The sequence below is a fragment of the Arthrobacter sp. FB24 genome, assembly GCF_000196235.1.
GTDB lineage: Bacteria > Actinomycetota > Actinomycetes > Actinomycetales > Micrococcaceae > Arthrobacter.
The window spans coordinates 2,184,361-2,196,028 of record NC_008541.1 but is presented as its reverse complement, the minus strand read 5'-3'; the positions used below and the strand labels follow the sequence as shown (position 1 = coordinate 2,196,028).

The following is an 11,668-nucleotide window of genomic DNA, read 5'->3' as shown; positions in this document are numbered from 1 at the left end:
AGCATGCTCGCTTCACTAAGCCGCCGCGCAATTCTTGGAATTTACGCGGTCATCATCATCGTTCCGCTGACCGTGGTGGGGTTCGGCAGCTTCAAGTCAACGCAGGAACTCTTCGCCGGACCGTTCAGCCTGCCGCAGTCCCTCTCCCCGGCCAACTATGCCGAAGTAATCGGAGGCCAGGACCTGGGCTCGTCCTTCACGAACAGCGTGATTGTCACCGCAATCTCCGTGCCGCTCACCCTGTTCCTGGCCAGCCTCGCCGGGTACGCCATCTCCCGGCTCAAGGGTTTCATGGCCTGGGCCATCTTCGGCTTCCTGGTCTTGGGCATGGCCATCCCGGCGCAGGCCAACATGGTGCCGCTGTACGTCCTGTTCGGCCGGCTGGGTTTGCTGGACAGCCTGGCAGGCCTGGTGCTGGCCAACGTCGTGTCCACCCTGCCCATCGCCGTCTTCATCCTCGGCGGGTTCATGCGGACCCTGCCCAAGGAACTGTACGAGGCATCCTCCATAGACGGCACCGGCCCGTGGCGGACGTACGTGTCCATCGCGCTCCCCCTGTCCGCCCCGTCCGTTGCTGCCGCGGCCATCTTCCTGTTCGTTATCCACTGGAACGAACTGCTCTACCCGCTGCTGTTCATCCAGTCCCCCGGCAACCGGACACTGCCGCTGGCACTGCTCAGCTTCCAGGGGGAGTTCCAGACCAACTACCCGCTGCTATTCGCCGGCGTCATCCTGGCCTCCCTGCCCGTGGTGGTGGCCTACGTCTTCCTGCAGCGCTACTTCGTTGCCGGCATCACCGCCGGCGCCAGCAAGGGATGAGCATCACGACGGCGGCGGCGGGCTTCCGCGCCCGCCCCGCCGTCCCGGACCCCTCCCCGCCCCACGAAAGGCATCATCCGTGAACCTCAAATCAGCCCAACACCTCGTCAACGGCACCTGGCACGCTACCGGGACCTCCAAGCACGTGACGGACCCCGGAAACGGCAGCACCGTAGGTGAGGTCGCCTGGGGCACCGCCGGGGATGCCACCCAGGCAGCCGACGCGGCCGCGGAGGCCCTTGGGTCCTGGTCACGCACCACGGTGCGCAACCGCGCCGACCTGCTCCGCAGCGCAGCCGACCTCCTTGCCGAACGCCGCGACGAACTCGCCCACACCCTGGCGCTCGAGGCGGGCAAGCGGCTCCCTGAAGCCCAGGGCGAGGTGGACTTCTCGGTGGAATACTTCCGCTGGTTCGCCGAGGAAGTCCGCCGCTCCACCGGCACCGTCAGCCCGCCCGAACTCCAGGGCCGGCGCCACCTCAGCCTCCGTAAACCTATCGGCGTGGCACTCAGCCTCACCCCATGGAACTTTCCCGTATCCATCCAGGCCCGCAAACTCGCCGCAATGCTGGCCGCAGGCTGCACCGTGGTGGGCCGGGTCTCCGAAAAGGCGCCGCTCGCCGCCACCGGCCTGTTTGAGGTCCTGCACGACGCCGGGTTCCCCGCCGGCGTCGTCAACCTGGTCCACGGGCCCTCGCGCGAAATTACCGCCGCCCTGATGTCCCACCCGGCGGTCCGGGCCGTCAGTTTCACCGGTTCCACAGGCGTGGGCCGGCAGATCATGGCGTCTGCATCGGAACGCGTGGTCCGGCCCCTGCTCGAACTGGGCGGCAATGCACCCTTCATCGTGTTCGAGGATGCCGACCTGGATGCCGCCGTCGAAGGTGCCGTCCTGGGCCGTCTCCGCAACACAGGCCAGTCCTGCGTGGCCGCCAACCGGTTCCTGGTCCAGGACAGCATCGCCGAGGAATTTTCGCAGAAACTGGCGGCGCGGTTCGACGCCATGAGCATCGGCCACGGCGTTCCCGACGACGGTTCTGACGTGCCGGACCTCGGCCCCATGATCGACGCCGATCGGGTGGCCGCCGTCCAGGCGCTGGTGGACGACGCCCTCGCGCGCGGCGCACGCCGCGTCACGCAGCGGACCGATGTTCCGGCGCGCGGCGCGTTCATGGCTCCCACACTGCTCACGGACGTCCCCGACGACGCACCCCTGGTGAGCGAAGAAGTGTTCGGCCCGGCGGCCGGCGTCGTGACCTTCACGTCGGAAGAGGACGCTATCCGCAAGGCGAACGCAACCGAGATGGGCCTCGCCGCTTACCTCTGGAGCCGCGATCCCAAGCGCGCCTGGGACATCCCCGAACGCCTGGAAGCCGGCATCGTGGGGGTCAACGATCCCCTCCCCTCCGTAGCGTTCGCCCCCATGGGCGGCGCCAAGCAGTCCGGTCTGGGCCGCGAAGGAGCAAGCCTTGGCCTCGAGGAGTTCGAGGAGGTCCAGTACGTGGCCTGGAGGCCGTAAATGCTGACCACCGGGTTGGTGCTGGGCGCCGTCGTCATGGGAGCCGGGATGCAGCGCATCACCGGCATGGGCTTCGCGCTGGTGGCTGCTCCCTTCCTGGTCCTGCTCCTGGGTCCGGTGGAGGGGGTCGTGCTGGTGAACGTCTGCGGCGCCGTGACGGCGGGGGCAATCATCTTCCGGGTAGTGCGGGACATCGACTGGAAGCGGTACGCGGCATTGGCGGCGTCGGCGCTGCTGGGGATCATCCCGGCAGCCTTCCTGGTCCGGCTCATCCCGCCGGCGGTGCTGGAGATCTCCATCGGAGTGCTCCTCGCCGTCGGGCTCACCGTTTTGCTTGGCCTCAAGTCCGCCACCCTTCCTCCGAGCCACCGCTACCTTGTCACGGCCGGCGGCCTGAGCGGGTTTATGAATACGGCGGCCGGGGTGGGTGGGCCTGCCGTGAGTATGTACTCCATCGCAACCCGGTGGCAGCACAAATCCTTCGCTGCAACCATGCAACCGTACTTTTTCACCATCGGCGCGTTCTCCCTGATCTCCAAGGCCCTCACTGCCCCGGCCACCTTTCCCGCACTGCCCTGGGGAATGTGGGTGGCCGTCGCCGTGGCCTGCCTCGCAGGGCTGGTGCTGGGCGACGTCGCTGCCCGCTTCGTCCCGGCCCGGGCCGCCCAAGTCCTGCTGATCGTCCTTGCATACCTGGGAGCGGCTGCCACCATCATCCGCGGTGTGCTCGATGCCGTCGGCTAGCAGCCGCTGCTGCACCAACCCATTCCCTCAACCATCAACGAAAGGGCTGCCATGGCTCCCGTCTCCCCCCAAGAAAACCTAGTGCGCGTGTCCACCAACAAGGGCGAGACCGTCACCTTGACGATTGATGCGGGCGCTCCAGTGACCCTCCAGCTTGATGTTGGAGGGCAGTGCAGCTGTCGGGGCACTGCCGGTGTTGCTGGCGCATACACAGATACCGACTTCGGCACCCACTAATCAGGCACCATTCTCAATCTGCACCCGCACCATGGAAAGGAAATAACATGACGTGGCTGAACAGCGCCGCTCACGCGCGATGGCTCGAGGCCGAAACCGATCGGCTGATCAATTTCGCCGCGGGGTCAAAGGTGCCCACCGGATTCGGCTGGCTCGACAACAACGGTGCTGTGTTCACCGACAAGCCGACCCACCTCTGGATTACCGCGCGGATGGTTCATAGTTTCGCGGTCGCTGCCCTGATGGGGCGGCCAGGCGCTGCGACACTCGTCGACCACGGCATCGCCGCCCTCAACGGAGTTTTCCACGATGATGAGTTCGGCGGCTGGTATGCCGAGGTAGACGGGAACGGACCGGTAAACGACACCAAGTCCGGTTACCAGCACTCATTCGTGCTCCTCGCCGCTGCCAGCGCCGTTGCGGCCAACCGCCCGGGCGCCAGGGAATTGCTCGACGAGGCACTGCGAATCGCTGACACGAGGTTCTGGGACCACAACGCCGGCATGTGCTTTGACTCGTGGAACCGGGAATTTACGGAAACGGAAGCATACCGTGGCGGGAACGCGAGCATGCACTCCGTCGAGGCGTACCTCATCGTCGCCGATGTGACCGGGGACAACCGCTGGCTCGAACGGGCGCTCCACATCGCCGAGGTGCTCATCCACGACTTTGCTCGCAACAACGACTACCGGGTCTTCGAGCACTTCGACCCGGAGTGGAACCCCATGCCGGAGTACAACACCGATGACCGGGCCAGCCAGTTCCGCGCGTACGGCGGAACGCCCGGCCACTGGGTTGAGTGGGCACGCCTGCTCCTGCACGTCCGCGCCGGGCTCGAAGCCCGCGGCATGGAGGTCCCGGCCTGGCTGCTGGACGACGCACGGGGCCTGTTCGACGCCGCCATCCGCGACGCCTGGGAACCGGACGGTCATCCGGGCTTTGTTTACACCGTCGACTGGGAAGGCAAGCCGGTGGTCACCACCCGCATTCGCTGGGTTCCCGCCGAGGCAATCGGGGGCGCGGCAGCACTCTACATCGCCACCGGCGACCAGAAGTACGCGGACTGGTACGAGCGAATCTGGGACCACGCCCGCGACTGGTTTATCGACTACGAGCACGGGTCCTGGAAGCAGGAACTCGACGAGAACGGCAATGTCACCTCCACCGTGTGGTCCGGCAAGGCGGACATCTATCACCTCTGGCACTGCCTGGTGGTCCCGCGACTTCCACTGGCACCAGGGCTTGCTCCAGCAGTCGCGGCCGGCCTGCTGGATGCACGGCTTGCTGCTTCCAGGTAAGACAAGGAACCTGCGGCCCCTGACTTCGTGGGTCCTGCGGAAAGCCGCTATTTAGACACCCGGCAACCCGGACCAGGTGACCATATTGGTCACCTGGTCCGGGTTGTACGAACGCCTCCTTCAGGGCACTCTCCGAACCACGCGCCGGGACCTGCTCGATGAGCTGTTCCGCGAGGACGGACTGCCTGGCGGGGGAAACCCGCGCTAGCCGCCGGTTTTGGGTGCGAGGAGGATCTGCACGGCCTCCATCCGTTTGCCCATACCCGACGTGCCCGCCGTTCCGCCGTCGGCGACCCATGACTGCCAGCCCAAATCTTGCACGTGGGCGCGGTAGTGGATCCTGTAGTGGTTGGCCAGCTCACCGGTCAGCCTGATTTCAAACGCTTCCAACCGTAGCCCCTGCCCGGCCGTGCCGATGGGATTGGCCGAGGATGTCCACGGCTGCCAGCCGATCGACTGCACATGCCCCCGCCACTCGATGTCCCCGGAATAAGCCGTGCTGGACACGTTGAGGCGCAGCGCCTCGACCCGAAGGGCCCGACCCGTGGTCCCGGCGACGGTCCCATCCGAAACGTTCGCCATCCAGCCGAGGTTCTGAACGTGGGCGGCGTACACGGCAGTGAATGCTGGTGCGACCTTCGGAACCAACTCGATCGTAACGGCCTCCACCCGCAGACCTTGCCCGACGGTGCCGGCCGTGGCTCCGTCGATCCCGTACGGCTGCCAGCCGACGTTCTGCACGTGGGCGCGATACCTGATGCTGTACTGAGAGGCCAGATCCCCCGTCAACCGCAGTTCGAACGCCTCCAGGCGCAGACCGCGCCCGGTCGTTCCGATCGGGGACGCCGACGTCGTCCAGGACTGCCAGCCGATGTTCTGCACATGCCCCCTCCACAGAATGTCGCCCGACAGGCGGTCTCCTGCCACCGACAGGCGCAAGGCCTCCATCGGCAGTGACCGGCCGGTCGTTCCTGCGGTGGCGCCGTCCGAGACGCTCGACTGCCAGCCGATGGTCGCGACGTGGGCCTGGTAGACCCCGATGCACGTCATGTCGTAGTCGTAGGTGCCGTCGGTCCATTGCGAGATGTGTACGGCTCCACCGGAGAAGCTGCGATTCACACAGAGGTCGGATGCTTCACTGGCGAAGTCGAGACGCCCTGCCGGTGACCAGACGGGGACGTCGGGAAGCTGCCACGATCCGGTAATGGCCTCCCAACCGCTCGAATAGGAATAGATCCCGTGCGGGTACCCGGCGTCCGCCAGTGCGGCCAGGAGCCCGGAGATGACGTACCGGTTCTCCTGCCGCTGGGCTGCTGTCGAGGTGGGCCAGGGCTGTTGCGGGCGGGGCTCGACGTCGACCCAGATTCTCTCCGGTCGCCATCCCACCTCATCGAGAGACGCGAGAGCTGCGCGGCCCTCGGCGTACCCGACATTGCGCAGCCGGTCCGGCGTGGTGCTTGCGGGCCATGGACCGTCGTCGCCGTAGGTTTCGTATTGCGCGGTGGTGGGGAACGTAGCCATGGCGTAGGCCTGAGCCCGGACGCCCCGGTCGAGCACCCACTGGAACTGCCCGCCCAGGCAGGGGTTCTCGGTGAATGCGAGTCCGTTGGTCAGCCCCACGACCACGAACTCCGTGTCTTCCGGCGGCATCGGAAGACCGCCCGGACACTGTGGCCACGAAACGTCATGTCCGTAGTCGACTGCTCGGGCGGGTGCAGCGAACAGCACGCCGAGTGCGAGCACAAGTAAAACCGCCAGGAGCCGGGGCTCGGATGCCCGGGAGCGGCGGCCAGGTCGAAGAGCACCAAGGCCGGCCATGATGGGCCCCCTATTCGAAGGATGACCAAATCATCCCACTCGGCCGCCTCCGCCGCTAGGGAAAATGCCCCCCCGGCACGCCCTTGCCGACGGAATTAAGCGGGCTGGCAGACCCCCCAACGTTCATCGGCCCGGTCACTCCGGGCCTTTCGCCCTCAGCGAGCGCCGACGGTGACACGTCCCGGAAGACTCCGCAAGGACACCGCGATCGCGGCCCACTGACGTTTCTCTCTCCGTAGTCCTCGATTGGGGGTTCGCGGCATCTGTGGAGCCGTTGTGACCGCCCGGAGACATCATTGGTTCTGGCCGGCGCCTGGGGCTGCGCGGACGAGCGGGTCCTCCGAGGCGGCTCCGAACCATGTGGGCAGGTGGCGGAGCAGGTCGGTCTGGTCTTCGCCGATCCATGCGACGTGGCCGTCCGGTCGGAGCAGGACCGCAGGTGCGTCCAGTTCTCCGCTGACGTCCGCGACATGGTCGATCCGATCCGTCCATCCCGTCACGGAGAGTTCGCCGGTCTGGTCCAGCAGGAGCCCGCGGCCTTCACGAGTGAGCTCGTAGAGACGACCGCGTGAGAGAGGAATATCGCGTAGCCGTTTGCCAAGCAGCTCGGGCCCTTCGCCGAAGTTGTAGCGGATCCCGATCGCGGTGATCTTCTCGGCCAGGAACTGGCGGACGTCCTCGAAGTCCATCAGCTCGGTCATCAGCCGGCGCACAGCCTGCGGGCCGGGCTCGGTGGAGAGCAACTCGCTCTGGGCCCGGGTGATGGTCAGCACGTCCTCGGCGACAGGGTGACGCTCGGCGTAATAACTGTCCAGCAGCCCCTCCGGTGCCCACCCGTTGACCTCGGCCGCGAGCTTCCATCCGAGGTTGAACGCGTCCTGGATTCCCAGGTTCAAACCCTGACCTCCCAACGGCGGGTGGACGTGGGCCGCGTCGCCAGCGAGCAGAACCCGGCCCACTCGATATCGCTCGGCAAGCCGTGTCGCGTCGCTAAACCTGGACAGCGACCGTGGTGAGTGGGCGCCGAAGTCAGTTCCCGCATAAGCCCGCAGCTGCGTCCGGAACTCTTCCAGAGTAGGCGGGACCGAACGGTCCTCGGCCACCGTCGCCGCCGGAACGACGGCCCGGTACAGGCCGTTACCGGTGGGACCGATGCCGAACCCCTTGTGGGTCTTTCGCACCTCGCCCGCCACCTCCGCGAGCTCGCCCGGCGGCGTGGTCACCTCCACCTCGCCGAGGAGCCACTCGGTAGTGGCGGGCTCGCCGGGGAAGCCGATGCCGAGCAGTCTGCGCACCAGGCTGCGTCCGCCGTCGCACCCGACCAGCCAGCGTGAGCGCAACCGTGTGCCGTCGCCGAGCCCGACGTCCACCCCGTCCCTGCCCTGCTCAACCATCGTCACCTCGCAGCCGCGGCGGATCTGCGCGCCGAGCTCGCCGGCGCGCTCGGCCAGCAGGCCGTCGGTGACCGGCTGGGGGATGCCGAGGACGTAACCGTGTGCGGTGTCCAGGTTCGCGGTTCGGGGTTTGTCGATCGCGGCGAAGCCGCCGACACCGGGATACTGCTGCCCGTGTGCGAGGAACCTGTCCAGCAGCCCGCGCTGGTCCATGATCTCGATGCTGCGCGGGTGCAGGCCGAGCGAGCGGACTGCATTTCCTGGCTCCGCGTCCTTCTCCAGCACGAGCACGTCCACCTCGTGCAGTCGCAGCTCGCTGGCCAGCATCATCCCGGTCGGGCCGCCGCCGCTAATAATCACGTCGAACATATATAACCCCATTTCATCGTCCGGCGCTGAACGGCCCAAGACAGTCCCGTTTCCGCACGCTTTACTTGCCGCGGCCAACCATTCTCGTCGATGATAGGGGCCTTGCGGCAAGCCCTCTGGCGGGCTGTATTCTGAAAGTGAGGGGCCCGCTGCGCCGGACGGCTGTGGGTCCAATGGGGCGTCAGCCAGTCCAACACTCATGTCACTCCGCGTCGACTACTTCCAGGCGGTTCCACGGCGGCGTCCGCCGGGGACGGACACTCGGAGCGGTGAAAGTTGGACCGGGGAAATCGCTTCTGCGCGCTTCCCGGGCCTCGGTGAATCAGGGCCGGTTGCCTCTTGTTGGCGCTTATGAGCCCGTTACATAGTGTGTGGATACAGGTGGGGTCTTGACGGAAGACAATTAGATGCCCGGATGGAACGTCCATGACAGTGCGGTCCGGGGTGGGACCGGAGAAGTGACCCTGGTTCAGGGGACTTCGTTCTGCGTTTCGAGCGCTAACGGGGACATGTCAGCGAGTAAACCCCAGGGCGTCTTCTTTGAGGACACCCGGTATCTCAGCGAGTGGAAACTTACCGTAAACGATTTACCCCTTGAAGCGCTTTCGGCCGCGACACCGGAACCTTTCCATGCTGTCTTCATGGGACGGACTCTGCGGCACGATCATGCTGACAGCTCCGTACTGGTCGAGCGGGACCGCCAGCTCGGGGCAAATCTGACGGAGACCATTACCGTGCACAACTACGCCCGGGAACCTTTTCACTGCCGTCTCGAAGTGCTGGCGGACGCGGATTTTGCGGACCTTTTCGAAGTCAAGGAATGCCGGCAGGCGCACCGCATCAGCCGCGTCCGCCATGCGACACGGGAGCGGCTCACCGTTGAGTCCGAACGGCCCGGCGACGAGCGGAGCATCACGGTCGCCCTGACCGGCGCCAGAATTGAAGGACGACGTCTCCTGGTGGCGATGAAAGTACCGTCCCACACCGCGTGGTCCGTGACCCTCTCGGCTGTCCCGCGCCGGCCAGGGGCAGTTGGCCGGGGCGCCGGGCTGCGGGGACATCAGCCGGACGCCTTTCAACGCGTGATGAAATGGAGGGCTGCCATGCCTACCGCGGAGCTCTCGGACGAGACGGTGGAGCGAACATTCAGCCGCAGCCAGGATGACCTGGGATCACTGCGTATCTTCAACCCCGATCACCCGGACCGCGCGGTTGTGGCCGCGGGCGCGCCCTGGTTCATGGCTCTTTTTGGCCGGGACAGCCTGTTCGCCTCGTTCATGTCTCTCCTTCTCGATCCGTCCCTGGCGAGAGGAACCCTGCTGACATTGGCCGACTACCAGGGAACAAAAGTGGACCCTGGCACGGAAGAAGAACCGGGGAGGATCCTTCATGAGGTCCGGCTCGGGGCCAGCCATGGCCTGGCGTTGGGCGGCAGCGGCGTGTACTACGGCTCGGTGGATGCAACGCCGCTCTTCGTTGCCGTGCTGGCGGAGCTCAGCAGATGGGGACTCGACGACGCCGCGTGCCGCGCTCTTCTTCCCGCGGCAGACCGGGCGCTGAGCTGGATGGATGAATACGGCGACCGCGACGGTGACGGATTCATCGAATATCAGCGGAAGACCGACCACGGCCTGCGCAACCAGGGCTGGAAGGACTCCGGGGACGGGATAAATTTCGCGGACGGGACCCTGGCCGAGCCGCCGATAGCTCTCGGCGAGGTCCAAGGCTACGCGTATGCGGCATACATGGGCAGGGCGCTGCTGGCCCGTGCCAGTGGCGACGCGGAGACCGCCGAGATCTGCGTTGGCAAGGCATCCAGACTCAAGCAGGCCTTCAACGACCGGTTCTGGCTGCCGGATCGGGGATACTTCGCGATCGCCCTGGACAAAGACAAAAAGCCCGTTGACGCCCTGGCCTCGAACATGGGGCATTGCCTCTGGGCCGGCATCGTCGACGATGACAGGGCGGTCCATGTCGCCGAGCACCTGATGTCTCCTGAAATGTTTACCGGCTGGGGTATCAGGACGCTGGCATCCAATATGGGTGCCTACAACCCTGCCAGCTACCACAACGGCTCGGTGTGGCCGCACGACAACGCCATCGCAGCGGCGGGCCTCATGCGATACGGATTTGTCACCGAGGCGCAGAAGATTGCCTATGCCCTCCTCGAAGCCGCAGACCACTTCAATGGCCGGCTGCCTGAACTGTTCTGCGGCCTGGACCGGGGCAGGTACCCCGCGCCCGTCCCCTACCCCGCCTCCTGTTCCCCGCAGGCCTGGGCCTCCGCAGCGCCGGTGCAACTGATCCGGACACTCCTCCGCTTTGACCCCGGGCTCCCTTGGGATGATCTGTGGCTGGCCCCCACCCTGCCCGCCCGGGACACCTACTTCCATCTGGACAACGTCCCGTTCGCCGGCGAAGGCCGGATCTCCATCCACATCGACGCCGGAACCGTCAGCGTCCACGGACTACCAGACGACATCCGGCTCCGGCTCGAAGCGCGCCCGACCCTCCATGAGCTCCTCAAGCTCAGGACGCCCGGGACTGCCGGAAGGGAATGAGGGCACTCAGAGCAGTGTCGACGGGCCTCTGTGACCGCCAATCCAGGTTCCCTCATTAGTCGGGCGGACTGGATACCCCCCTTCTGCCAGTCCTCCCGCGCCGGTATCGGCCGGCGCACCTGCGGCGTATGCGGTTACGCTTTGAGCCAGCCTTGGATATCGTCGAGGATGAGGTCGAGGCCGGGCGGGAATCACCAGATCAGAGGGCCCGGCTTCGCTGATGGGAATGCGCAACTTCACGGTTGGAACTAGGGTGGATCGCTCAGTGTCAGCCTTCTGCCGATTGCGGCAAGGAGCCTCCGCAGCACTTGTAGTCCGTCCCTCTTAACGGGAAGATATCTCCCACCACAGACGCCTCACAGTCTGGCTGAATCTCATCAAGGGAGAACCCATGGGAGAGGCACGAACGGACCAGCAAGCGGACGAATCACGCGAGTTGAGTAGCCAGATGGCCAGGTTGGTCATAGAGCGTGCGGCACCTGATGAATTGTTGACGTTCGACGAAGTCGCTGAGGAGTACTACGCAGATCCACAATCGACTCTAATGCTCAACAAGAAGGACGAAGCAGTAGGGTTCGGTCTTGAACTGGCCCTGTTGACTCCCTTCGCCCTGGCCCTGGCCGAGTTTGTCATTGGTTTCGTCGGCGACCTGCTGCGCGACGTCGCCAAAGATCAGGCCAAGTCTGCAGTCTCGGGCGCCCTGAAGCGGGTGCTGCGGGCGCGCACCGCCCAAGCATCTCCACCGGATGAGGTGGAGCTAACTAAGGAACAACGGACGCGAATTTTTATGGCTGCCAGAGAGCAGGCCGCCCGATTGGGGCTCGACGAGGACAGAGCTGTCCTGTTGGGAAACGCAATCATTGGCGTGCTTGGCAACTAGTTCTTCTTTAGCCTGCAGACCCTTATAGA

8 protein-coding genes are annotated in these 11,668 nt (G+C 65.6%); 6 read left to right on the top strand and 2 right to left on the bottom strand.

From position 1 onward, the window contains the following. Nucleotides 1–3: 3 nt before the first annotated feature. From ARTH_RS09845 to ARTH_RS09830, 4 genes are all read left to right on the top strand, one after another. Complete coding sequence (locus tag ARTH_RS09845) at nt 4–819, top strand: carbohydrate ABC transporter permease (protein ID WP_011691793.1); 816 nt, start codon at nt 4–6, stop codon at nt 817–819. A 79-nt stretch (nt 820–898) separates the two neighbouring features. After that, a complete protein-coding gene (locus ARTH_RS09840) occupies nt 899–2,338 on the top strand; it encodes an NAD-dependent succinate-semialdehyde dehydrogenase (protein WP_011691792.1) in 1,440 nt (479 codons plus the stop codon). Then, complete coding sequence (locus ARTH_RS09835) at nt 2,339–3,082, top strand: sulfite exporter TauE/SafE family protein (RefSeq protein WP_011691791.1); 744 nt, start codon at nt 2,339–2,341, stop codon at nt 3,080–3,082. Between the two features lie 284 nt (nt 3,083–3,366). Next, nucleotides 3,367–4,617 (top strand): AGE family epimerase/isomerase, encoded by a 1,251-nt coding sequence (locus ARTH_RS09830; protein WP_011691790.1) that lies wholly within the window; start codon nt 3,367–3,369, stop codon nt 4,615–4,617. 204 nt (nt 4,618–4,821) lie between these two features. Here ARTH_RS09830 and ARTH_RS09825 read toward each other — a convergent pair whose 3' ends face one another. Together ARTH_RS09825 and rox are read right to left on the bottom strand one after the other, a co-directional pair. Further along, nucleotides 4,822–6,267 (bottom strand): hypothetical protein, encoded by a 1,446-nt coding sequence (locus ARTH_RS09825; protein WP_232223619.1) that lies wholly within the window; start codon nt 6,265–6,267, stop codon nt 4,822–4,824. A gap of 461 nt (nt 6,268–6,728) precedes the next feature. Next, nucleotides 6,729–8,198 (bottom strand): rifampin monooxygenase, encoded by a 1,470-nt coding sequence (rox, locus tag ARTH_RS09820; protein WP_011691788.1) that lies wholly within the window; start codon nt 8,196–8,198, stop codon nt 6,729–6,731. A gap of 407 nt (nt 8,199–8,605) precedes the next feature. Here rox and ARTH_RS09815 point away from each other — a divergent pair, with 407 nt between their 5' ends. Together ARTH_RS09815 and ARTH_RS09810 are read left to right on the top strand one after the other, a co-directional pair. Continuing rightward, entirely contained in the window at nt 8,606–10,759 is a 2,154-nt protein-coding gene (locus ARTH_RS09815) for an amylo-alpha-1,6-glucosidase (RefSeq protein ID WP_043429715.1), read from the top strand. A 391-nt stretch (nt 10,760–11,150) separates the two neighbouring features. Then, nucleotides 11,151–11,639 (top strand): hypothetical protein, encoded by a 489-nt coding sequence (locus ARTH_RS09810; RefSeq protein ID WP_011691786.1) that lies wholly within the window; start codon nt 11,151–11,153, stop codon nt 11,637–11,639. Nucleotides 11,640–11,668 lie beyond the last annotated feature (29 nt).